This is a genomic window from Streptomyces sp. NPDC029674 (genome assembly GCF_044903205.1).
Lineage (GTDB): Bacteria > Actinomycetota > Actinomycetes > Streptomycetales > Streptomycetaceae > Streptomyces.
The window spans coordinates 173,618-195,576 of record NZ_JBJDPY010000011.1; the positions used below are offsets into that span (position 1 = coordinate 173,618).

Consider the following 21,959-nt stretch of genomic DNA (forward strand, 5'->3'; position numbering starts at 1 on the left):
CGGGGAACTGCGCGACCAGCCACACACCACCCGCAGCCGAAAGCAAAGACCCCACGGCGAAGCCGTCCAGGGGCGCGGGGAACTGCGCGATCAGCCACATGCGGCCCGCGGCCGGTAGCGGAGAGGACGAGAGCCCCCCGTCCCCGCCCCCGGCACGGGCCCGCCCCCGGCACGGGCCCGCCCACGTGGCGACGGTCAAGCCCTCAGCCGAGCCCGTGCATCCAGCCGTGCCGGTCCTCCGCCGTGCCACGCTGAATGTCGAGCAGCGCCTCACGGAGCCTCATCGTGACCTCCCCCGGCTCGCCCCCGCTCTGCTGCCACTCGCCCGAGTTGCACTTCACCGTGCCGACGGGCGTGATGACGGCCGCCGTGCCGCAGGCGAAGACCTCGGTGAGGGAGCCGTTCTCCGTGTCGGCCTTCCACTGGTCGATGGAGACGCGGCCCTCCTCCGGGACGTAGCCGAGGTCGCGGGCGACCGAGAGGAGCGAGTCGCGGGTGATGCCCTCCAGGATGGAGCCGGTCAGCGTGGGGGTGACGATCCTGTCGCCGTACACGAAGTACAGGTTCATGCCGCCCAGTTCCTCGACCCACTTGTGCTCGACGGCGTCGAGGTAGGCCACCTGGTCGCAGCCCTTCGCCGCGGCCTCGGCCTGCGCGAGCAGCGACGCGGCGTAGTTGCCGCCGGTCTTGGCGTCGCCCATGCCGCCGGGCACGGCCCGCACGCGGTCCTCGGAGAGCCAGATCGAGACGGGCTTCACGCCGCCGGGGAAGTAGGCGCCGGCGGGCGAGGCGATGACGACGAAGAGGTACTCGTTGGCGGGCTTCACGCCCAGGCCGACCTCCGTGGCGATCATGAAGGGGCGCAGGTAGAGGGACTCCTCACCGCCGTGCGCCGGAACCCACGCCTTGTCCTGCCCGACCAGCAGGTCGCACGCCTCGATGAACGTCTCGACCGGCAGCTCCGGCATCGCGAGGCGGCGGGCGGAGGCCTGGAAGCGGCGCGCGTTGGCGTCGGGGCGGAAGGTGGCCACCGAGCCGTCGGGCTGCCGGTAGGCCTTGAGGCCCTCGAAGATCTCCTGGGCGTAGTGCAGGACGTTCGTTGCCGGGTCGAGGGCGAGCGGGCCGTACGGCACGAGCTGACCGTCGTGCCAGCCCCGGCCCTCCGTCCACTTGATCGTCACCATGTGATCGGTGAAGTGGCGGCCGAACCCGGGATCGGCCAGGATCGCCTCCCGCTCGGCGGTGGCCAGCGGCGTCGAGGAGGGCTTGAGCTCGATGGTCGGCGTCGTCGTCATGAGTACTACGTCCTTCACGTGTGATGGTGACGGACCGCGCTCACATCCGGACGCCCAGTACTAGGACGTCCGACTTTCCCTGCTGCTTCCACGGCCCCACGTTCGATTATCGCTCGCGGGGTCCCGAGGGAGAAACGGCACGATTGCGGCCCGGGGGTCGATGGTGACACCCGGCGGTCGGATACGAGAAGCCGCCGGGTGCCTCTGGGGCCCGGCGGCTTCTGCGTGATCTGCTGTGTGATCTACGAGCTACCGGGTCAGCCCGCTACTCGTACGGCGAGCGCGTCGCCGATCTGCTCGGTGGTGCGGACCGTGTCCCCGCGCTCCGCGAGGTCGGCGGAGACGGCTTCCTCGATGCGGGCGGCCTCCGCCTCGTACCCGAGGTGGCGCAGCAGCAGCGCGACGGAGAGGACCGTCGCCGACGGGTCGGCCTTGCCCTGGCCCGCGATGTCCGGCGCCGAGCCGTGCACCGGCTCGAACATGGACGGGAACTCGCGGCTCGGGTTGATGTTCCCGGAGGCGGCGACGCCGATGCCGCCGGAGACGGCCGCGGCGAGGTCGGTGATGATGTCGCCGAAGAGGTTGTCGGTGACGATCACGTCGAAGCGGCCGGGGTCGGTGACGAGGTAGATCGTCGCGGCGTCGACGTGGATGTAGTCGGTGGTGACGTCCGGGAACTCCTTGGCCACCTGGTTGAAGACGTTGGTCCAGAGGTGCCCGGCGTACGCGAGGACGTTGTTCTTGTGGACCAGCGTCAGCTTCTTGCGGGGGCGGGCCTGCGCGCGGGCGAAGGCGTCACGGACCACGCGCTCCACACCGAAGGCCGTGTTGACGGAGACCTCGGTGGCGACCTCGTGCGGGGTACCGGTGCGGATCGAGCCGCCGTTGCCCGTGTAGGGGCCCTCGGTGCCCTCGCGGACGACGATGAAGTCGATCTCGGGCTGGCCGGCGAGCGGGGTGGCGACGCCGGGCAGCAGCTTCGAGGGCCGCAGGTTGACGTGGTGGTCGAAGAGGAACCGGAGCTTCAGCAGGAAGCCGCGCTCCAGGACGCCGGACGGGACCGAGGGGTCGCCGATCGCGCCGAGGAGGATCGCGTCGTGCTGCTTGAGGGCTTCCACGTCGGCGTCGGTGAGGGTCTCACCGGTGGCGTGGTACCGCCTCGCGCCGAAGTCGAATTCCGCCGTCTCGAGCTTCACATCCTGCGGAAGCACGGCGTTGAGGACCTTGAGCCCCTGGGCCACGACCTCTTGGCCGATGCCGTCTCCGGGGATGACTGCGAGATTGATGCTGCGAGAACTGGCCGACATACGAGCACCGTACTCTTCGTCCCAGGGGATGACATGCGGTGTCCGGCATGCGGACAGGCAACTGTTGCGGCACCTCGTGGTCGGGTTCTGTTCATCCCGGCGTATGGCGGGAGTTGGGCCCCGCTGGGAAGTTCCCTGGCATGGACACTCCCCACGTCGGCATTCCGGAGCGGCTCGCGGCCCGGCTGAGCATGCCCGAACAGCACGAGTACCTGCGCGGGAAGCTCTCCCGCCGCAGGGTGCTCGCCGGTTCGTTCGCGACGGCCGGGACGGTGGGCGGGGTGGGTCTGCTCGCCGGCAGTTCGGGCACGGCCAACGGCTCGGGTACGTCACCGGCGCACCCCGTGAGCGCGCCGCCCGCTCCGGTGCGGGTCGACGGCAGGCTGGTGGCGCCCTTCGGCAGGCACCTCGCCTTCGGCGCCGACCCGAAGACGCAGATGCGGGTCTCCTGGCAGGTGCCGTTCGCGGTCAAGTCCCCTTACATACGGGTGGGAACGCAGCCCTGGGAGCTGAGCAGGAAGATCGAGGCGGAGGTGCGCGACCTGCACACCCCGTCACTCTCGAAGAGGCTGCCCGCGGTCGAGCAGTACTACCTCCACGCGGCGCTCGACGGCCTCCTCCCCGGCACGACGTACTACTACGGCGTCGGCCACGACGGCTTCGACCCGGCATCGCCCGAACGGATGGCGACGATCGGCTCTTTCAGGACCGCGCCCGCCGGTCCTGAGAAGTTCGTCTTCACGGCCTTCGGCGACCAGGGCGTCAGCCACCACGCCCTCGCCAACGACCAGCTGATCCTGGGCCAGAACCCCGCCTTCCACCTGCACGCGGGCGACATCTGCTACGCGGACACCACCGGGCACGGCAAGGAGTCCGACACCTACGACGCGCGCGTGTGGGACACCTTCCTCGCCCAGACGGAGTCCGTCGCGAAGTCCGTGCCGTGGATGGTGACCACCGGCAACCACGACATGGAGGCGTGGTACTCACCGAACGGCTACGGCGGCCAGTACGCCCGCTGGTCGCTCCCGGAGAACGGCTTCGACCCGAGGAACGCGCCGGGCGTCTACTCCTTCACGTACGGGAACGTCGGCGTCGTCGCACTGGACGCCAACGACGTCTCGTACGAGATACCCGCCAACAGGGGCTACACCGACGGCCGGCAGACCGCCTGGCTAGACAAGCGCCTGCGCGAACTGCGCGCGGACGAGACCGTCGACTTCGTGGTGGTCTTCTTCCACCACTGCATGTACTCGACGTCGACGCACGCCTCCGACGGCGGGGTGCGCGACGCGTGGCTGGACCTGTTCACGAAGCACCAGGTGGACCTGGTCGTCAACGGCCACAACCACGTGTACGAACGCACGGACGCCATCAAGGGCGGCGAGGTCGGCAGGCCCGTGCCGGTCGGCGCGTCGACCGACCCGACGCGCGACGGCATCGTGTACGTCACCGCGGGCGGCGCGGGCAAGGACCTCTACGGCTTCGGTCCCGGGGTCAAGGACAGCTACGAGGGCAACGTCCACGACCGCGACAGCATCGTGAGCTTCCACTGGACGAAGTCACGCGTGCCGAACCCGGACACCGTGGAGTGGTCCCGGGTGCGGTACACCGGCTTCTCGTTCCTCGCGGTGGAGGTGACGGCGGGGGCGCGCCCGAAGCTGTCGGTCTCCGCGCTCGCCGAGAGCGGCGAGCGCGTCGACCACTTCGAGGTGGTGCGGGGGACTCGGTGACCCGGCGGGCTCAGTGGCCCGTCTCGCCGCCGTTGTCCCTGCGGTCGAGGGCTCGCTGGAGGGCGGCGGCGGCGTTCCTGCGCTCGGCGTCGCTGGTACGGGAGGTGTGACGGACTCGGCGGACGGTCGTCTCGGCCATGGGAGATCCACTCCTTGAGGGAAGGGTGTCATACGAGACGCCGGGCTGCGGGGAGCGCTGGAGCGGCAGGGTTCGCCTGCGTGCGGCTCCGGCTCGCTACCGCATTCGCTTGATCGAGCGAGACGTTCGGCTCCTACAAAGCTAAGGGAGAACGGAGCGTCTGTCTCCACAGTTACTCGGACTTCCTACTATCTGAGACGGCTTCACCCGCGTACCGCTCTCAGCTCGCGGATCAGCGCGCGTACGGCGAGGGAAGAGGCCAGCTCAGGGGTGGTGACGTAGCCGACCGAGCGCGTCGGGCGCTCCGTTCCGAGATCAGTGATCCGCACTGTGTCCGGTGCTCCGGTCAGGGAGAGGGCCGGCATGATCGCCATGCCGTGCCCCTTGCTCACCATCGAGAGCACTGCTCCGTCGTCCTCGGTCAGGACGGTCGCCGCGGGAATCCAGTCCTGCCGCCCCCACCACTCCCTCGTGTACGAGCCACAGTTCTCGTGCCAGTCCACCAGCGGCAGCGAGCGCGGATCGGGGTGTCCCGCAGGATGCACGAACGAGTACGCCTCTTCCAGGAGTACGTCACCGACAAGCCCGGCAGGCACCGGCGACGCACCCCCGAACGTCGCGATCCCCACGTCCGCACGCCCCTCGGCGACCTCCCCCGCCGTGCCCGCGCCAAGCTCCCGCACCACGCGGACCTCCGGCCTGATACCGGGGTGCGCGGCGGCGAGCCGGTCCAGGGCCGCCGGAAGCAGATGCAGCGCGGCGCTACGGAACGCGGCGATCCGCAGCGTCCCCTCCACGGCTCCGCCCGCCCCCCGCGCGGCACCCCGCGCCTCCGCGACGAGCGTGTCCAACAGCCGCAGCACCCGCCGGGCATGCGCGGCCGCGGCGGCCCCCGCAGGTGTCGGCGTGGCCCCCTTCCTGCCCCGCTCGAAGAGCACGACCCCGACCTTCCGTTCCGTTCCACGGATGGAGTGCGACACGGCGGACTGGGTAAGCCCCAGTTCCTGCGCCGCCGCCGAGAAGCCACGCGCCCTGTCGACGGCGACGAGAATGCGGAGCTCGTGCGGGGCGAGGTCGGCGGGAAGGGCGGCGGTGGCGCGGGCGGTCGCCGGGGGCCGGGTCGCGGGCGCGGTCAGGGGGCTCACCTGCTTCTATGAGGGACCCTCATGGTGCGGGCCGTTCCATGAGCGCAACCCACTGCCCCGCCCCCGCATTCCTGCCTACGGTCACCGACATGACCGAGACCGCACTCACCGTGCACCAGACGGCCCGCCCCCACGGCTTCCCCACCGCCGCCCACTTCGCCTTCGTGGAGTCCGCACTCCCCCGCCCCACCCCCGGCACCGCCCTCGTCGAGAACCTCTACTGGTCCGTCGACCCGTACCACCGCGAGATGATGGACGGCGACTTCGCTCTCGACGCCCCGCTGGAGGGCCGCACCATCGGCCGCGTCGTCGACTCCCGCGACCCCGCCCTTCCGGAGGGCGAGATCGTCTTCCACCGGCAGGGCTGGCGCACCCACTCCGTGGTGGCACCGGACGAGGTGCGCCGGCTGCCCGCCTTCGAGGGCGTGCCGCTCTCCGCGTATCTGGGCATCCTCGGCGGCACCGGCCTCACCGCGTACGTGGGCCTCACCCGCATCGCCGAACTCCGCGAGGGACAGGACCTGTTCGTCTCCGCGGCGGCGGGCGCCGTCGGCACGGCGGCAGGACGCCTCGCCCGGCTCATGGGCGCGGGACGCCTCGTCGGCAGCGCGGGCACGGCGGCGAAGGCGGCGTACCTGACCGAACACGTCGGCTACGACGAGGTCTTCGACTACCGCGCGGGACCGACCGCCGACCTCCTCGCCAAGGCGGCGCCCGACGGCATCGACCTGTACCTCGACAACGTGGGCGGCGAGCATCTGGAGGCCGCGATCTCCGCGCTGCGCCCGCACGGCCGGATCGTACGGATCGGCACGATCGCGCAGTACAACGCGACGGGCGCGCCGTACGCACTGCGCAACCTCCCCGACGTCGTCGAGAAGAGCCTGCGCATGGAGGGCTTCCTCGTCAGCGAATACGCGCACCTTCAGGAGGAGTTGTACGAGTTCGTGGTGCCGCATCTGCGGAGCGGGCGGGTGCGGCTCGACGAGACGGTGGTGGACGGGTTCGACCGGATCGTGGACGCCTTCCTGGGGATGCTGCGGGGCGAGAACCGGGGAAAGATGATCGTCCGCGCGGCCTCCGGCGACCGGGGTTAGAAGACATCCCCGTCACGCCAGTCGATGAGGAGCTCGTGCGCCGGATCGAGGTCCGCGCCCCAGAGCAGCGGGGGCTCCTCCTCCGGCATGTGGACGACGCCCGCCGGGCCGAGCGTGCCGACTGTGCCCTTCCACTCCCGCCAGCCGCGCGCGAGGTAGAGCCGCGCCCCCTCGTCGGACGCCGACAACGCCCCCAGCTCGTACGCCCCGTCGACGACCCGCTCCAGGGCGCCCATCACCTGCCCGCCAAGACCCTGCCGCTGCCGGTCGGGGCGGACGGCGACCGCTTCGACGTAACCGGCGCGCAGGGAACGGCCGTTGTGCAGGATCCGCCGCTGCACCACCGAGCCGTGCGCCAGCAGGGCGCCCGCCGCGTCGTGGACGAGAGCGTGGACGCCGCCGAGGCCGTGCTCCCAGTCGTGGTCGCTGAAGTCGCCGTCGAACGCCTCGTCCAGCAGGGCGCGCGCGGCACGCAGTTCGTCCGCCGTCAGGTCGCTGGTATGGGCCGTACGCAGGATGCTCACGTCCCCCACGGTACTCAGGACCCATCTGAGTACGCACTCCGATTCGCCCCCGCCCGGCCGGCGGCAGAGTCATTCCCATGAACGGCCTCTACGCTCTCAAGCCCTGGTACGCGGACACATTGTCCGGCGTGCGTGCCGCGCTCGTCCGGCGCGAGGTGTCGCCCGACACCCTCACGCTGGCGGGCGTCGTGTGCGCGGCGGGCGCCGCCGTCGCGCTCGCCGGGCTGCCCTTCGGGTTCTCGGCGCCGCTGGTGGCGGTGCTGCTCGCCGCACGCCTGGCCTTCGCCAACCTCGACGGCGCGCTGGCCCGCGACACCGGCCGCACGACGCGCAGAGGCGCGCTCCTCAACGAACTGGGCGACCGCGCGGCCGACTTGATCGTCCTCGCGGGCTTCCTGCCGCTGGCCCCGCTGTGGCTGGTGGCGACGGCGGGGCTCGCGGCGACCCTGCCGTCCTGGATCTCCCTCGCGGGCGCCGCGGCGGGCGCGCCCCGCCTCAACGGCGGCCCGGTCGGCAAGACGGAACGCTGCGCGCTGGTCGTCCTGGGGGCGGCGTCCGGCTGGACGACCCCGGTACTGGCGACACTCGCGGCCGGCTCCGCCCTGACGGCGGCCCTGCGCCTGACACGCCTCTGGCAAACCCTGTCCGACCCTGCGGGGGCCGACCTCGGCGGTGCCCGATGAGTGCGACGCCTCCCGGTCGACCTCGGCGGTGCCCGATGAACACGACGCCCACCCCCACCCAGGCGACCGACCACACCACCCACCCCCGGCCCGCGCCGAACCGCCCCCTCCCGACCGGCCCCGGCGGTGCCCGATGAGTGCGGCGGTCGTTGCCGGTGAGGTGGTGGGGCGGGCTCTGCCCGTCGTTGTCGGGGTGCTCGGGGCCGGTGGGGTCGCTGTCGCGGCGCTGCCCTCGCGGGTGAGGGCGCGGGACGAGCTGCGGAAGCGGTGGCGGAGCTGGGCGGTGGCCGCGCCCCTCTTTCTCGGGGCGTTCTTCGCCGGGCCTGCCGGGGCGTTCGTGCTGGCGGCCGGGCTCGGCGTGATCGCGGTCGGCGAGTACACGCGGATGGCCGCGCTGCCCCGGGGCGAGCGCGCGGTGCTCGCCGTTGCGGCGGTGGCCGTGCCGGGCGTCGCCTGGGCCGCGCCGCACGCCCTCGACCTGCGGGCGGCCGGGGCCCTGCTGATCGCCGCCGCTTCGGTGGCGCTCTTCTCCGGAGACGCCGCACACGGCTTCACGCGCGCGTGCCGCACGGTGTTCGGGCTCCTGTGGATCCCCGTCTCACTCAGCGGACTCGTCCTGCTGGGTGACACGGCGGTGGCCGTGGGCGTCGCCGTGGCTTTCGGTGACGTGGGCGCCTGGTGCGGCGGCACGGCACTCGGCCGCAAGGGACCGCTCGCCCGCGCGCTGTCCCCGCTGTCCCCCAACAAGACGTGGGCAGGCGTCGCGGGAGCCGCCGCCGCGACGGCCGCCGCGCTTGCCGCGGTCGGCGCGTTCTCCCCGGTCCTCTGGGCGACGGTGCTCGTCGGCTGCGTCCTCGGCGACCTCCTGGAGTCGATGGTCAAGCGCGAGGCGGACGTGAAGGACGCCGGGAGCTGGCTGCCGGGGTTCGGCGGCCTGCTCGACCGGATCGACTCGCTGCTGGTGGCGCTGTTGCTGACGATGGTGGTGACTCTGTGATGCCGGCCTCTCCCACCCACTCGCGGGAGCCAGTACTTGAGGGGCGCGCCTGCCGGGCCCGCGTGCCCGCACTCCTCCGCCGAGCCCTCTGGTGGACGCTCCTCACGCTCGCCGGCGGCATCGAGCGGCGCGGCCGCCTCCCGCGCGGCGGCTGCGTCGTCGTCGCCAACCACTCCTCGCACGCGGACACCGCCGCCCTGCTGGCCGCGCTGGATGCCCGGCACTCCCCCGCGATCGGCGCCGCCGCCGACTACTGGTTCGCCTCCCCGTGGCGGCGCCGGATCTGCAGCCGGCTCGCGGCGGGGTTCCCGGTGCGCCGCACCGGCGGCGGCATGGACGACCTCCTGTCCAGGGCGGACGGCCTGCGGGCGGGCCGTGCCGTGGTCCTCTTCCCCGAGGGCACCCGCGCACGGGACGGCGAGCTGGGGTCGTTCCACCGCGGCGCCCTGGTCCTCGCGGAGCACGCGGGCGTCCCGGTCGTGCCGGTCGCCATCGCGGGCACGGACCGCCTGCTGCCCAAGCACGGCAGGCTCCGCCCGGCCCTGGTCCGGGTCGCCGTCGGCGCGCCGCTGCCCGCGTCAGCGACCCCGGAGGAGGCCCGCGCCGCGGTGGCGGCGCTGCATCGCCGTACGACCGGGGAACCCTTGCCGGACTCCGCGGCGCGCAAGCGGGTCGCCGCCGTCGCCTGCTCCCGATGGGGCCTGGCGCTCGGCTTCCTCTGGGCGGGCGCGGAGGCGCTGAGCTGGCCGCTGATGCCGGAGCTGTTCCTCGCCGTCATGTGTGTCGCGGTGCCGCGCCGGGCCCTGAAGCTGTCGCTGGTGGCGCTCGCGGGCAGCCTCGCCGGCGGCCTCCTCGCCCTCCAACTCGCCGCGTCGGGCGTGCAGTTGCCGCAGCCGCTGACGACGGAACGGATGCGGGCCGAGGTGCGCGCGGAGCTCTCCGCCGAGTCGGCGGCGGCCGTCCGCCACCAGCCGTGGAACGGAATCCCCTTCAAGGTGTACGCACACGAGGCGGGCCGGGCCGGCATCGCCCCGTCCGACTGGCTGGCCCGCTCGGCCCTCTCGCGCGGCTCCCGCACCCTCACGGTCGGCCTCGCCTTCGGCGCCTTCGGGTTCCTCGCCCACCGGCTGCGCCGGCACTACGCCCTGTACCTGGCCCTGCTCGGCGCCGGTTTCACGGCAGGGCTCACCCTGATCGTGGCGGGATGGAGCTGACCGTGATTGGTCTGCACCATGGCGCGGACCCCGCGTCCCGGCGCAGAATCGGACCATGCCTGAGACCGAGCAGCAGCAAGCATGGACCCCGATCCACGGCGAGCCCTACCGCTCCGTTCCCTACCGGCCCGAGCGCATGCCCGAAGCCGAGTCCCTGGCGCAGGCCGCCGAGTTGAGGGCGCGGATGCGGGAGCGGCGGACCGTACGGCAGTTCGCGCCGGACCCCGTGCCCCCGCAGGTCGTGCGGGACGCCATCGCGTGCGCGGCGACGGCACCGTCCGGCGCGCACCAGCAGCCGTGGACGTTCGTCCTCGTCCAGGATCCCGACGTACGCCGCCGCATCCGCGAGGCCGCCGAGCACGAGGAGCAGATCTCGTACGACGGCCGGCTCGGCGAGGAGTGGCTCGCGGCCCTCCGCCCCCTCGGCACCGACGAGGTGAAGCCGCACCTGACGGACGCGCCCGCCCTGATCGTCGTCTTCCAGCAGCGGTACTGGCTGGGCGAGGACGGCACCAAGCACAAGCACTACTACGTCGACGAATCGGTCGGCATCGCGGTCGGGATGCTGCTGTCCGCGCTCCACCTGTCGGGCCTCGCCGCGCTGATCCACACGCCGAGCCCGATGCGGTTCCTGCAGCAGGTGCTGGGCCGCCCGGAGAACGAGAAGGCGTTCGCGGTGATCCCCGTCGGCTATCCGGCGCCGGACTGCCAGGTCCCCGACCTCGTACGGAAGTCGCTGGACCAAGTCCTCGTAGAGGTCTGAGGGTTGGGGCCTGAAGCCTGAGGCGGCGGTCCGAGGGGTCGGGCCTCGCCCGGCGCCGTACCGCCCCTGTACGGTCTGGATCATGAACTCAACTCCCTCCCGCAGGAACCTCCTTGGTGCCGCGGCCGTCGCTCCCGCGTTCCTCTCGGTGCCCGGCACCGCGCGCGCGACGGCCGCGCCCGACGCCCGGCGGCGGCTGCGCGAGCTCGAGAAGGGCTATCCGGGCCGCATCGGCCTGCACGCCCTGAACACCGGCACCGGCGCCACCCTCGGCTACCGCGCGGACGAGCGCTTCGCGATCGCCTCGACGTTCAAGGTGCTCGCCGCGGCGGCGATCCTGCGCAGGGCGCGCGAGGAGGAGCCCGGACTGCTCGACACGGTGATCCGGTACGGCCGCGACGACCTGGTCACCCACTCGCCGCGATGCGAGATGCACCTCGCGACGGGCATGACGGTCCGGGAGCTGTGCGACGCGACCGTCACGTACAGCGACAACGCGGCGGGCAACCTCCTGCTGCGGCGGCTCGGCGGCCCCTCCGGCATCACCCGCTTCGCCCGCTCCCTCGGCGACTCCCGCACCCGCCTCGACCGGTGGGAGCCCGACCTCAACACCAACATCCCGGGCGATCCGCGCGACACGACGACCCCCGCGTCCATGACCGCGAACCTGCGCAAGCTCGTCCTCGGCGACGCCCTCGACCCGCTCGACCGCGACCAGCTCGTCCGGTGGCTCGTGGAGAACACCACCGGTGACAAGCGGATCCGGGCCGGTCTTCCCGAGGGCTGGCGGGTCGGCGACAAGACCGGCTCCCCCGCGTACGGCGGGGTCAACGACGTCGCCGTGGCCTGGCCCCCGAAGGGCGGCGCCCCGCTGGTCATCTCCGTCTACACGACCCGCCTCGACCCGGACACCCCCGGTGAGGACCGCATCGCCGCCGACATGACCCGCATCGCCGTGGACACGCTCACCTGAGGGGACCGGGAAAACACACCGCCTCCGACCGGGGTGGGGCCCAGGTCGGAGGCGGGGTTCGGGGGCGGGCCGCCGGAGCGGCCCGCGGCGGGCGTCAGCCCATGTGCGGGTAGCCGTACTCGGTCGGCGGGACCAGCGTCTCCTTGATGGCGCGGGTCAGCGTCCACCGCTGGAGGTTCTGCGGGGCGCCGGCCTTGTCGTTGGTGCCGGAGGCGCGGCCGCCGCCGAAGGGCTGCTGGCCGACGACGGCGCCGGTCGACTTGTCGTTGATGTAGAAGTTGCCCGCGGCGTAGCGGAGCTTCTCCATCGTGTACGCGGCCGCCGCGCGGTCGTTGGCGATGACCGAGCCGGTGAGCGCGTAGTCCGAGACCGACTCCATCTGGGTCAGCATCTCGTCGTACTTGTCGTCCTCGTAGACGTGCACGGCGAGGATCGGGCCGAAGTACTCCGTCGTGAAGACCTCGTTGGCCGGGTCCGAGCACTCGACGACGGTCGGGCGCACGAAGTAGCCGACGGAGTCGTCGTAGGTGCCGCCCGCGACGATGGTGCAGGAGTCGTCCGCCTTGGCGCGGTCGATGGCCGCCTTGTTCTTGGCGAACGCGCGCTCGTCGATGACCGCGCCGATGAAGTTCGACAGGTCGGTGACGTCACCCATCTTGATGCCGTCGACCTCGGCCGCGAACTCCTCCTTGAAACCGGAGTTCCAGATGGAGGCGGGGATGTAGGCGCGCGACGAGGCGGAGCACTTCTGGCCCTGGAACTCGAAGGAGCCGCGGGTCAGCGCGGTCTTCAGGATCGCGCGGTCGGCGCTCGGGTGCGCGACGACGAAGTCCTTGCCGCCGGTCTCGCCGACCAGACGCGGGTAGGTGCGGTACTTGGCGATGTTCTCGCCGACCGTCTTCCACAGGTACTGGAAGGTCGGGGTCGAGCCGGTGAAGTGGATGCCGGCCAGGTCGCGGTGGTTGAGGGCGACCTCGGAGACGGCGATGCCGTCACCGGTGACGAGGTTGATGACGCCCTTGGGCAGGCCCGCCTCCTCCAGGAGCTGCATGAGCAGCACGGCGGCGTGCGTCTGCGTCGGGGACGGCTTCCACACGACCACGTTGCCCATCAGGGCCGGGGCGGTCGGGAGGTTGCCCGCGATGGCGGTGAAGTTGAACGGCGTGATCGCGTAGACGAAGCCCTCGAGCGGGCGGTGGTCCAGACGGTTCCAGACGCCGGTCGCGTTGGCCGGGGGCTGCTCGGCGAGCAGGTCACGGGCGTACTTCACGTTGAAGCGCCAGAAGTCGACGAGCTCACAGGGGGTGTCGATCTCGGCCTGCTGGGCGGTCTTCGACTGGCCGAGCATCGTGGAGGCGGCCAGCGTCTCGCGCCACGTCGTGGAGAGCAGCTCGGCGGCGCGCAGGATGATCGCGGCGCGGTCGTCGAAGGACATCGCGCGCCACGCCGGGGCGGCGGCGAGGGCGGCGTCGATCGCGTCCTGGGCGTCCTGCTGGGTGGCGCCGCGGCCGTGGCCGATGACGGCCTTGTGGTTGTGCGGCTGCACGACCTGGAAGGGCTCGCCGCCACCGAGGCGCTTGACGCCGCCGATGGTCATCGGCAGCTCGATGGGGTTCTCGGCGAGCTCCTTGAGCTTGGTCTCGAGGCGGGCGCGCTCCGGGGAGCCGGGGGCGTAGCCGTGCACCGGCTCGTTGACCGGCGCGGGGACCTGGGTCACAGCGTCCATGAGTTCCGTATCTCCTTAAGAGGGGTCGGGGGAAGGGAGCTCAGCCCTTGGTGAGGATGGAGCGGCCGAAGAAGAGGAGGTTCGCCGGCTTCTCCGCGAGACGGCGCATGAAATAGCCGTACCAGTCGGTGCCGTAAGCGGTGTACACACGCATCCGGTGGCCTTCCGCGGCGAGCCGCAGGTGCTCGTCGCTGCGGATGCCGTACAGCATCTGGAATTCGTACTCGTCCAGTTTGCGCCCCGCGCGCCGCGCGAGCTCCTGGGCGATGGAGATGAGGCGCGGGTCGTGGGACCCGATCATCGGGTACCCGTCGCCCTCCATCAGGGTACGCAGGATGCGGACGTAGGCCTTGTCGGTCTCCGCCTTGTCCTGGTAGGCGACCTCGGCGGGCTCCTTGTAGGCGCCCTTCACGATACGGACGCGGCTGCCGTTCGCGGCGAGGCGGCGGGCGTCGGCCTCGGTGCGGAAGAGGTAGGCCTGGATGACGCAGCCGGTCTGCGGGAAGTCCTTGCGCAGCTCGTCGTGGATGGCGAACATCGAGTCGAGGGTGGTGTGGTCCTCGGCGTCCAGGGTGACCGTGGTGCCGATGGCGGCGGCGGCCTCGACGACGGGGCGCACATTGGCGAGGGCGAGCTCGTGGCCGCCCTCCAGCGCCTGGCCGAACATCGACAGCTTCACGGACATCTCGGCCTTGGTGCCCAGGCCCAGGTCCTTCAGGCGCTCGATGAGCTCCAGATAGGCGTCGCGGGCGGCGTGGGACTGCTCGACGGTGGTGATGTCCTCGCCCACCACGTCGAGGGTGACCTCCAGGCCCTTGCCGGCGGCGTCGACGATGATCGGGACGACCTGGTCGACGGTCTCACCGGCGATGAACCGGGAGACGACCTGCTTGGTGCCGGGGGCCGCCGATACAAAACGGCGCATCTTGTCGCTGCGTGACGCGGCGAGGATCACGGGACCCAGCACGGGGCACCTCCACGGGTGTACGAAATCGAGGGCCATACCGACAAAACACTCCATGGAGGGAATGCGCCGGTACGGCACGGAGAACCACCGTGAAATTTAGGGATACACCGGATCGCGAACCATCGACAGCTGTCACGCATCCGTGCCCTGGATCTCAGACAGATGTCTGAAGAACGTCGCGGTCTGCGCGAGAATGGACAGCGTGAAGGGCGACTACCAAGAACTGGTCGACGAGATCTCGGCGCTGCTCGGCGCCCCCGCGACCCTGGAGAACCGGGATTTCGAGCTGATCGCCTTCGGCGCGCACGACGGCGGCGGCGACAGCGGCTTCGACGCGTCGGTCCTCGACCCGGTCAGGACCCGTTCGATCCTGACCCGCCGGTCCACGGCCGAGGTCCGCTCCTGGTTCGAGAGCTTCGGCATCACCCGCGCCACGGCCCCGGTCCGCATCCCGCCCACCCCGGAGGCGGGCGTCTACCGTGGCCGCGTCTGCCTTCCCGTACGGCACCGGGGCTTCGCCCTCGGATACGTCTGGCTGCTCGACGACGAGCCGGGGCCGACCGAGCAGCAGCTGACCGCCGCGATGGAGGTGGCGACCAGGATCGGCGCGCTCCTGGCCGACGAGGCGCAGGCGGGCGCCGACCTGACCAGGGAGTTCCGCGCGGTCCTGACGGCCGAGCGGGGCTGGCAGCGCGACATGGCGGTGGCCTCGCTGCGCACGGCGCTCGGCTCGCGCGGCGACGGCCTGCACGCGGTGGTGTGCGTGGCCCCGTGGCGCTCCGCGGACCCGGACGACGCCCCCGCCGCCCGTACGGTGCCGGGCGCGGCGGCGGTGTGCACGGTGCCGTGGGGCACGACCGCCCAGTCCCTGGCGGCGCTGGTCCGGCTGCGCTCGGCCGACGCGCTGTCGCCCGCGCACACGGCGGCGTCGCGCCTGCTGGAGTCGGCGCCGGGTGCCGCGGCCGGCATCGCGGGGGCCCGGCTCGGTCTGGAGGATCTTGGGGCCGCCTGGTGGGAGGCGTCGGGGGCGGCACGCGCGGCACTGGCCGAGCGGCGCTTCGGCCCCGTCGCGCAGTGGTCGGACGTCGGCCCGTACCGCCTGCTGACCGCGCTGCCCCCGGAGGCGGCGCACGACCCCGTGGGCCGCCAGCTCCTCTCCCCCACCCACCGCGAACTGGCCCGCACCGCCGAGGTGTACCTCGACTGCGCGGGCCAAGCGGGCCGCGCGGCCGCCGAGTTGGGCATCCACCGCCAGACCCTCTACTACCGCCTCTCGCGCGTGGAGCAGCTCACCGGCCTCGACCTGGACGACGGCGAGGACCGCCTGCTCCTGCACATGGTCCTGAAGTCGTCACGGCTGTAAGCGGCAGGTAACGAACGCCCGGTTCAGTGATCTTCGAGGGGTACGGTTTCTCCCGTCCGAAAATCACCCTCCACACGGGAGAACGAACACCCCATGAAGCTCAGGCTGTTGGCCTCCGCCGTCGCTGTCTCCGCCATCGCGCTCTCCGGCACAGTCCTCACCACGGGCTCCGCCGCGGCCGCCACGAGGCCGGACTGCTCCCGTGGCCTCACCAACGTCCCCGCCAAGGAGACGGTGAAGGTCCGCACCACGCCGAAGGTGAACGGCCACGCGGTCGGTCAGCTGAACAAGGGCCGCAAGGCGTTCCTCTGCAACGACGGCCAGTCCTTCACCGGCCAGTCGTACCGCCTCTGCGGCAAGACCAGCAACAAGTGGCTGTACGTCATGCCGAACAACGCCAACATCAAGGGTTACGTTCCGGCCACCTGCATCGACTGGTAACCCCTGCCCCACTGAACGCCGAACGGGCTGGAGCTCCATCTCTCCAGCCCGTCCGGCGTTTCGCGTTTGCTAGTCGGTGAGGTTCACCGCGCGAGCGGACTCCGCGCCGATCTCCTCCGCCAGCTCGTTCAGGACCGGCTGCGGCACCGTGTCGTCGACGGTCAGGACGGCGAGGGCCTCGCCGCCGACGTCGGCGCGGGCGACCTGCATGCCCGCGATGTTGATGCCCGCCTCGCCGAGGACCCGGCCGACGGTGCCGACGACGCCCGGACGGTCGGCGTACCGCAGGACGACCATGTGGTCGGCGAGCGCCAGGTCCACGTCGTACTCACCGATGGCGACGATCTTCTGGAGATGCTTGGGGCCGGCCAGCGTGCCGGAGACGGCGATCTCCTCGCCGCCGGAGAGCGTGCCGCGCACCGTGACCACGTTGCGGTGGTCGGGCGACTCGGAGCTCGTGGTGAGGCGGACCTCGACGCCGCGCTCCTGCGCGAACAGCGGCGCGTTCACATAGCTCACGGTCTCGTCGACGACGTCCTCGAACACGCCCTTCAGCGCGGAGAGTTCGAGCACCTTCACGTCGTGCTGGGTGATCTCGCCGTACACCTCGACGTCGAGGCGGGCCGCGACCTCGCCCGCGAGCGCGGTGAAGATCCGGCCGAGCTTCTCGGCGAGCGGCAGACCGGGGCGCACGTCCTCGGCGATGACACCGCCCTGCACGTTCACCGCGTCGGGCACGAGCTCACCGGCGAGGGCCAGGCGCACCGACTTGGCGACGGCGATGCCGGCCTTCTCCTGCGCCTCGTCCGTGGACGCGCCGAGGTGCGGGGTGCAGACGACCTGGTCGAACTGGAAGAGCGGGGAGTCCGTGCAGGGCTCCTTCGCGTACACGTCGAGGCCGGCGCCGGCGACGCGGCCCTCCTTGAGGGCGGAGTGCAGCGCCTCCTCGTCGACGATCCCGCCGCGCGCGGCGTTGACGATGCGGACGGTCGGCTTGACCTTGTGCAGCGCCTCGTCGCCGATGAGACCGAGGGTCTCGGGCGTCTTGGGCAGGTGCACGGTGATGAAGTCGGAGACCTCAAGGAGCTCGTCGAGCGAAAGGACCTTCACACCCATCTGCGCGGCGCGCGCGGGCTGCACGTACGGGTCGTAGGCGACGACCTTCATGCCGAAGGCGCTCATGCGCTGCGCGACGAGGGCACCGATGCGGCCTAGGCCGACGACGCCGAGGGTCTTCTCGGCGAGCTCGACGCCGGTGTACTTGGAGCGCTTCCACTCGCCGTTCTTCAGGGCGGAGTTGGCCTGGGGGATGTTGCGCGCGGTGGCGAGGAGCAGGCCGCAGGCGAGCTCGGCGGCCGTGACGATGTTCGACGTCGGGGCGTTGACGACCATCACGCCGGCCTTCGTGGCGGCGGACACGTCGACGTTGTCCAGGCCCACGCCCGCGCGGGCGACGACCTTCAGCTTCTTGGCGGCGGCGATGGCCTCGGCGTCGACCTTGGTCGCGGAGCGGACCAGGATCGCGTCGACATCGGCGATGGCGGGCAGCAGCTCGGCGCGGTCCGCGCCGTTGCACTGCCGGATCCCGAAGTCCGGGCCCAGCGCGTCGACGGTGGCGGGCGACAGCTCTTCAGCGATGAGTACGACGGGTTTGCCGGTGGCAGCAGTGCTCACGTGAGTCCTCACAAGTCCAATGCGGACGGCCGTCCCGACGGCCGCAGGCGGTGTCGCTTAGCCGCGTGGAAGACGCACGACGCTGTGGGCCCGACGCGAATGTTGAACAGAAGCATAGTGGCGCCGAACGGATCAGCATGCGCCTCTACGGAAGGATCACCCGTCCGTGGCTGGACAGGGTGGACAAGGGCCGGGGCTACGGCCCCGGCCCTCACCCGTACGACTTACGCGTCGTCGTCGTTGACCCAGCTCATGAGCTTGCGCAGCTCCTTGCCCGTGGTCTCCAGGAGGTGGTTCTCGTCCTGGGTCTTGTACTCGTTGTACTTCTTCAGGCCGCCGTGGTACTCGTCCATCCACTGCTTGGCGAACGTGCCGTCCTGGATCTCGGCGAGGACCTTCTTCATCTCGGCCTTGGTGGCATCCGTGATGATCCGCGGGCCGGTGATGTAGTCGCCCCACTCGGCGGTCTCGGAGACGGACCAGCGCATCTTCTCCAGGCCGCCCTCGTACATGAGGTCCACGATCAGCTTCAGCTCGTGGAGGCACTCGAAGTACGCGATCTCCGGCTGGTAACCGGCCTCGGTCAGCGTCTCGAAGCCCGCCTTGACCAGCGCGGCGGTGCCGCCGCAGAGCACGGCCTGCTCGCCGAACAGGTCGGTCTCGGTCTCCTCCGTGAAGGTCGTCTTGATGACGCCCGCACGCGTGCCGCCGATGCCCTTGGCGTACGACAGCGCCAGCTGGAAGCCGTTGCCGGTGGCGTCCTGCTCGACGGCCGCGATACACGGAACGCCGCGGCCCTCCTCGTACTGGCGGCGGACCAGGTGGCCCGGGCCCTTGGGCGCGACCATGCAGACGTCGACGCCCTCGGGGGCCTTGATGAAGCCGAAGCGGATGTTCAGGCCGTGGCCGAAGAACAGCGCGTCGCCGTCCTTGAGGTTGTCCTTGATGGACTCCTCGTAGACCTGCGCCTGGATCGGGTCCGGCACCAGGATCATGATGACGTCGGCCTCGGCCGCCGCCTCGGCGGGGGTGACGACGCGCAGGCCCTGCTCCTCGGCCTTGGCCTTGGACTTGGAGCCCTCGTGCAGACCGACGCGGACGTCGACACCCGAGTCACGGAGCGACAGCGCGTGGGCGTGGCCCTGGCTGCCGTAACCGATGACCGCGACCTTGCGGCCCTGGATGATGGACAGGTCGGCGTCGTCGTCGTAGAACAGCTCGGCCACTGGGAATCTCCTATGTGTGCTGGTGTTGCGTCCCACCGTACGGCGGGCGGGGGAAGGGAAGTCTGCCGGTCTCGCCATGCGGTCCGGTTCTCGCTACGCGCTCCGGTCGAGCGCCCGCAGGCTGCGGTCCGTGATGGAGCGGGAGCCGCGGCCGATCGCGATGGTGCCGGACTGCACGAGCTCCTTGATGCCGAAGGGCTCCAGCATCTTGAGCATGGCCTCCAGCTTGTCGCTGCTGCCGGTCGCCTCGATGGTGACGGCCTCCGGGGAGACGTCGACGGTCTTGGCGCGGAACAGCTGGACGATCTCGACGATCTGGGAGCGGGTCTCGTTGTCGGCGCGGACCTTCGCCAGGACGAGTTCGCGGGCCACCGCGGCGCCCGGCTCCAGTTCGACGATCTTCAGGACGTTGACGAGCTTGTTGAGCTGCTTGGTCACCTGTTCGAGCGGCAGGTCCTCGACGTTCACCACGATGGTGATGCGGGAGATGTCGGGGTGCTCGGTGACGCCCACGGCGAGCGAGTCGATGTTGAAGCCGCGGCGCGAGAACAGGGCGGTGATCCGGGCGAGGACGCCGGGCTTGTTCTCGACCAGGACGGAGAGCGTGTGTTTGGTGGACATGACGCGTGGTCTCTCTTTCGCTCTCGGTCTCAGTCGTCTTCGTTGTCGCCGAAGTCGGGGCGGACCCCGCGGGCGGCCATGACCTCGTCGTTCGAGGTGCCGGCGGCGACCATCGGCCAGACCTGGGCGTCCTCGTGGACGATGAAGTCGACGACGACGGGGCGGTCGTTGATGGCGTTGGCCTCGGCGATGACCTTGTCGAGGTCCTCGGGGCGCTCGCAGCGCAGCGCCACGCAGCCCATGGCCTCCGACAGCTTCACGAAGTCGGGGACGCGGGTGCCCTTGTTGGGGCCGATGTCCTCGGGACCGCTATGCAGGACGGTGTTGGAGTAACGCTGGTTGTAGAACAGGGTCTGCCACTGGCGGACCATCCCGAGGGCGCCGTTGTTGATGATGGCGACCTTGATCGGGATGTTGTTCAGGGCGCAGGTGGTGAGCTCCTGATTGGTCATCTGGAAGCAGCCGTCGCCGTCGATCGCCCAGACCGTGCGGTCGGGCCGGCCCGCCTTGGCGCCCATCGCGGCCGGGACCGCGTAGCCCATCGTCCCGGCGCCGCCGGAGTTGAGCCAGGTGGCGGGCTTCTCGTACTCGATGAAGTGCGCGGCCCACATCTGGTGCTGGCCGACACCCGCCGCGAAGATCGTGTCCTCCGGGGCGAGTTGGCCGACGCGCTCGATGACGTGCTGCGGGGAGAGCGAGCCGTCCTCGGGCTGGGTGTAGCCGAGGGGGTAGGTGTCGCGCCACCGGTTGAGGTCGGTCCACCAGGCGGTGTAGTCACCCGTGTGGCCCTCGGTGTGCTCGGCCTGGACCGCCTGGACGAGGTCGGCGATGACCTCGCGGGCGTCACCGACGATCGGCACGTCGGCGGCGCGGTTCTTGCCGATCTCGGCCGGGTCGATGTCGGCGTGCACGATCTTCGCGAACGGCGCGAAGCTGTCCAGCTTGCCGGTGACGCGGTCGTCGAAGCGGGCTCCGAGGGCGACGATCAGGTCGGCCTTCTGCAGCGCGGTGACGGCGGTGACCGCACCGTGCATGCCCGGCATTCCCACGTGCAGCGGGTGGCTGTCGGGGAATGCGCCGAGCGCCATCAGTGTGGTGGTGACGGGCGCTCCGGTGAGCTCTGCAAGGACCCTCAGCTCGGCGGTGGCCTGCGCCTTGATGACGCCGCCGCCGACGTAGAGGACCGGGCGCTTGGCCGCGGTGATGAGCTTGGCGGCCTCGCGGATCTGCTTGGCGTGCGGCTTGGTCACCGGGCGGTAGCCGGGCAGGTCCTGCTGCGGCGGCCAGGAGAACGTCGTCTGCGCCTGGAGGGCGTCCTTGGCGATGTCCACGAGGACGGGGCCCGGGCGGCCGGTGGAGGCGATGTGGAAGGCCTCGGCGATGGTGCGCGGGATGTCCTCGGCCTTGGTGACCAGGAAGTTGTGCTTGGTGATCGGCATCGTGATGCCGACGATGTCCGCCTCCTGGAAGGCGTCCGTGCCGATGGCCTTGGAGGCCACCTGGCCGGTGATCGCCACCATCGGGACGGAGTCCATGTGGGCGTCGGCGATCGGGGTGACCAGGTTGGTGGCGCCGGGGCCGCTGGTCGCCATGCAGACGCCGACCTTGCCGGTGGCCTGCGCGTACCCGGTGGCCGCGTGGCCCGCGCCCTGCTCGTGCCGCACCAGGACGTGCCGCACCCGGGTGGAGTCCATCATCGGGTCGTACGCCGGGAGGATGGCTCCGCCGGGGATGCCGAACACCGTGTCGGCCCCGACTTCCTCGAGAGAACGAATCAGGGACTGCGCACCCGTGACGTGCTCGACGGGGGCGGACTGGTGTCCTGAGGATCGGGGCCGCGGCTGCGGATGGTGGGCCCCGGTGGCCTGCTCGGTCATCGGCATTCTCTTCTCGAAGCTGAGGGTTTTTGCGGGGTGTTTGCGGGGGTTTGGCAGGTGCCAGTGCAACAAAAAACCCCTCGTGCCGTGAGGCAAGCGAGGGGAGCGCGCCGGGTGCGGTCGCTGGATTCCGGTGTTCGGACCGGTCAGTCCCAGCTTCAGCCGACGCGCTTTCCAAGTACGAGAATTCGGGT

General features: G+C 71.2%; 20 protein-coding genes. 9 read left to right on the forward strand and 11 right to left on the reverse strand.

The window, feature by feature from the left end; all coding sequences use genetic code 11:
• Positions 1–203: 203 nt before the first annotated feature.
• Complete coding sequence (locus tag ACI2L3_RS26030; protein WP_404754798.1) at positions 204–1,295, reverse strand: branched-chain amino acid aminotransferase; 1,092 nt, start codon at positions 1,293–1,295, stop codon at positions 204–206.
• 257 nt (positions 1,296–1,552) lie between these two features.
• Entirely contained in the window at positions 1,553–2,602 is a 1,050-nt protein-coding gene (locus ACI2L3_RS26035) for a 3-isopropylmalate dehydrogenase (RefSeq protein ID WP_404754799.1), read from the reverse strand.
• 140 nt (positions 2,603–2,742) lie between these two features.
• On the opposite strand from ACI2L3_RS26035, the gene ACI2L3_RS26040 reads away from it, so the two are divergent.
• Complete coding sequence (locus ACI2L3_RS26040) at positions 2,743–4,335, forward strand: fibronectin type III domain-containing protein (RefSeq protein ID WP_404754800.1); 1,593 nt, start codon at positions 2,743–2,745, stop codon at positions 4,333–4,335.
• Between the two features lie 10 nt (positions 4,336–4,345).
• Here the strand turns inward: ACI2L3_RS26040 and ACI2L3_RS26045 are convergent, their stop codons facing one another.
• Both ACI2L3_RS26045 and ACI2L3_RS26050 read right to left on the reverse strand, forming a co-directional pair.
• Positions 4,346–4,474, reverse strand: coding sequence for a hypothetical protein (locus tag ACI2L3_RS26045; RefSeq protein WP_362999116.1), 129 nt, complete (start codon positions 4,472–4,474; stop codon positions 4,346–4,348).
• A 203-nt stretch (positions 4,475–4,677) separates the two neighbouring features.
• Positions 4,678–5,610: a LysR family transcriptional regulator gene (locus tag ACI2L3_RS26050; protein ID WP_404754899.1), complete on the reverse strand. Its 933-nt coding sequence runs from the start codon at positions 5,608–5,610 to the stop codon at positions 4,678–4,680.
• Between the two features lie 98 nt (positions 5,611–5,708).
• On the opposite strand from ACI2L3_RS26050, the gene ACI2L3_RS26055 reads away from it, so the two are divergent.
• The gene (locus ACI2L3_RS26055) at positions 5,709–6,716 is read left to right on the forward strand and encodes an NADP-dependent oxidoreductase (protein ID WP_404754801.1); all 1,008 of its coding nucleotides are present in this window, start codon (positions 5,709–5,711) and stop codon (positions 6,714–6,716) included.
• Here the strand turns inward: ACI2L3_RS26055 and ACI2L3_RS26060 are convergent.
• Positions 6,713–7,258: a GNAT family N-acetyltransferase gene (locus ACI2L3_RS26060; protein WP_404754900.1), complete on the reverse strand. Its 546-nt coding sequence runs from the start codon at positions 7,256–7,258 to the stop codon at positions 6,713–6,715. The genes ACI2L3_RS26055 and ACI2L3_RS26060 overlap by 4 nt on opposite strands.
• Positions 7,259–7,317: 59 nt before the next feature.
• On the opposite strand from ACI2L3_RS26060, the gene ACI2L3_RS26065 reads away from it, so the two are divergent.
• The 5 genes from ACI2L3_RS26065 (at position 7,318) to bla (ending at position 11,870) form a co-directional block, all read left to right on the forward strand.
• Positions 7,318–7,923 carry a CDP-alcohol phosphatidyltransferase family protein gene (locus ACI2L3_RS26065; RefSeq protein ID WP_404754802.1) on the forward strand — a complete coding sequence of 202 codons (606 nt, stop codon included), beginning with the start codon at positions 7,318–7,320 and terminating at the stop codon, positions 7,921–7,923.
• A gap of 133 nt (positions 7,924–8,056) precedes the next feature.
• Positions 8,057–8,920: a phosphatidate cytidylyltransferase gene (locus ACI2L3_RS26070; protein WP_404754803.1), complete on the forward strand. Its 864-nt coding sequence runs from the start codon at positions 8,057–8,059 to the stop codon at positions 8,918–8,920.
• The gene (locus ACI2L3_RS26075; protein WP_404754804.1) at positions 8,920–10,134 is read left to right on the forward strand and encodes a 1-acyl-sn-glycerol-3-phosphate acyltransferase; all 1,215 of its coding nucleotides are present in this window, start codon (positions 8,920–8,922) and stop codon (positions 10,132–10,134) included. The genes ACI2L3_RS26070 and ACI2L3_RS26075 overlap by 1 nt, the downstream gene beginning before the upstream one ends.
• A gap of 55 nt (positions 10,135–10,189) precedes the next feature.
• A complete protein-coding gene (locus tag ACI2L3_RS26080) occupies positions 10,190–10,897 on the forward strand; it encodes a nitroreductase family protein (RefSeq protein WP_404754805.1) in 708 nt (235 codons plus the stop codon).
• Between the two features lie 82 nt (positions 10,898–10,979).
• On the forward strand, positions 10,980–11,870 hold the full coding sequence (gene bla, locus ACI2L3_RS26085) for a class A beta-lactamase (RefSeq protein ID WP_404754806.1): 891 nt from the start codon (positions 10,980–10,982) through the stop codon (positions 11,868–11,870).
• 94 nt (positions 11,871–11,964) lie between these two features.
• On the opposite strand, the gene pruA is transcribed toward bla, so the two are convergent.
• On the reverse strand, positions 11,965–13,596 hold the full coding sequence (gene pruA, locus ACI2L3_RS26090; RefSeq protein WP_404754807.1) for an L-glutamate gamma-semialdehyde dehydrogenase: 1,632 nt from the start codon (positions 13,594–13,596) through the stop codon (positions 11,965–11,967).
• A 40-nt stretch (positions 13,597–13,636) separates the two neighbouring features.
• Complete coding sequence (locus ACI2L3_RS26095) at positions 13,637–14,563, reverse strand: proline dehydrogenase family protein (protein ID WP_404754808.1); 927 nt, start codon at positions 14,561–14,563, stop codon at positions 13,637–13,639.
• 193 nt (positions 14,564–14,756) lie between these two features.
• On the opposite strand from ACI2L3_RS26095, the gene ACI2L3_RS26100 reads away from it, so the two are divergent.
• On the forward strand, positions 14,757–15,926 hold the full coding sequence (locus tag ACI2L3_RS26100) for a PucR family transcriptional regulator (protein ID WP_404754809.1): 1,170 nt from the start codon (positions 14,757–14,759) through the stop codon (positions 15,924–15,926).
• A 93-nt stretch (positions 15,927–16,019) separates the two neighbouring features.
• Positions 16,020–16,367, forward strand: coding sequence for a hypothetical protein (locus tag ACI2L3_RS26105; RefSeq protein WP_404754810.1), 348 nt, complete (start codon positions 16,020–16,022; stop codon positions 16,365–16,367).
• A gap of 69 nt (positions 16,368–16,436) precedes the next feature.
• On the opposite strand, the gene serA is transcribed toward ACI2L3_RS26105, so the two are convergent.
• From serA to ACI2L3_RS26125, 4 genes are all read right to left on the reverse strand, one after another.
• The gene (gene serA, locus ACI2L3_RS26110; RefSeq protein ID WP_404754811.1) at positions 16,437–18,041 is read right to left on the reverse strand and encodes a phosphoglycerate dehydrogenase; all 1,605 of its coding nucleotides are present in this window, start codon (positions 18,039–18,041) and stop codon (positions 16,437–16,439) included.
• A gap of 224 nt (positions 18,042–18,265) precedes the next feature.
• A complete protein-coding gene (ilvC, locus tag ACI2L3_RS26115; RefSeq protein ID WP_404754812.1) occupies positions 18,266–19,267 on the reverse strand; it encodes a ketol-acid reductoisomerase in 1,002 nt (333 codons plus the stop codon).
• Between the two features lie 93 nt (positions 19,268–19,360).
• A complete protein-coding gene (gene ilvN / locus ACI2L3_RS26120; protein WP_030785263.1) occupies positions 19,361–19,888 on the reverse strand; it encodes an acetolactate synthase small subunit in 528 nt (175 codons plus the stop codon).
• Positions 19,889–19,917: 29 nt separating this feature from the next.
• On the reverse strand, positions 19,918–21,765 hold the full coding sequence (locus tag ACI2L3_RS26125; RefSeq protein WP_404754813.1) for an acetolactate synthase large subunit: 1,848 nt from the start codon (positions 21,763–21,765) through the stop codon (positions 19,918–19,920).
• Between the last annotated feature and the right edge of the window lie 194 nt (positions 21,766–21,959).

Bases quoted from the DNA above. Each gene is read 5' to 3' on its own strand.
- ACI2L3_RS26030 (WP_404754798.1), bottom strand. From the start codon at position 1,295: ATGACGACGACGCCGACCATCGAGCTCAAGCCCTCCTCGACGCCGCTG.
- ACI2L3_RS26035 (WP_404754799.1), bottom strand. From the start codon at position 2,602: ATGTCGGCCAGTTCTCGCAGCATCAATCTCGCAGTCATCCCCGGAGAC.
- ACI2L3_RS26040 (WP_404754800.1), top strand. From the start codon at position 2,743: ATGGACACTCCCCACGTCGGCATTCCGGAGCGGCTCGCGGCCCGGCTG.
- ACI2L3_RS26045 (WP_362999116.1), bottom strand. From the start codon at position 4,474: ATGGCCGAGACGACCGTCCGCCGAGTCCGTCACACCTCCCGTACCAGC.
- ACI2L3_RS26055 (WP_404754801.1), top strand. From the start codon at position 5,709: ATGACCGAGACCGCACTCACCGTGCACCAGACGGCCCGCCCCCACGGC.
- ACI2L3_RS26065 (WP_404754802.1), top strand. From the start codon at position 7,318: ATGAACGGCCTCTACGCTCTCAAGCCCTGGTACGCGGACACATTGTCC.
- ACI2L3_RS26070 (WP_404754803.1), top strand. From the start codon at position 8,057: ATGAGTGCGGCGGTCGTTGCCGGTGAGGTGGTGGGGCGGGCTCTGCCC.
- ACI2L3_RS26075 (WP_404754804.1), top strand. From the start codon at position 8,920: ATGCCGGCCTCTCCCACCCACTCGCGGGAGCCAGTACTTGAGGGGCGC.
- ACI2L3_RS26080 (WP_404754805.1), top strand. From the start codon at position 10,190: ATGCCTGAGACCGAGCAGCAGCAAGCATGGACCCCGATCCACGGCGAG.
- bla (WP_404754806.1), top strand. From the start codon at position 10,980: ATGAACTCAACTCCCTCCCGCAGGAACCTCCTTGGTGCCGCGGCCGTC.
- pruA (WP_404754807.1), bottom strand. From the start codon at position 13,596: ATGGACGCTGTGACCCAGGTCCCCGCGCCGGTCAACGAGCCGGTGCAC.
- ACI2L3_RS26100 (WP_404754809.1), top strand. From the start codon at position 14,757: ATGGACAGCGTGAAGGGCGACTACCAAGAACTGGTCGACGAGATCTCG.
- ACI2L3_RS26105 (WP_404754810.1), top strand. From the start codon at position 16,020: ATGAAGCTCAGGCTGTTGGCCTCCGCCGTCGCTGTCTCCGCCATCGCG.
- ilvN (WP_030785263.1), bottom strand. From the start codon at position 19,888: ATGTCCACCAAACACACGCTCTCCGTCCTGGTCGAGAACAAGCCCGGC.
- ACI2L3_RS26125 (WP_404754813.1), bottom strand. From the start codon at position 21,765: ATGACCGAGCAGGCCACCGGGGCCCACCATCCGCAGCCGCGGCCCCGA.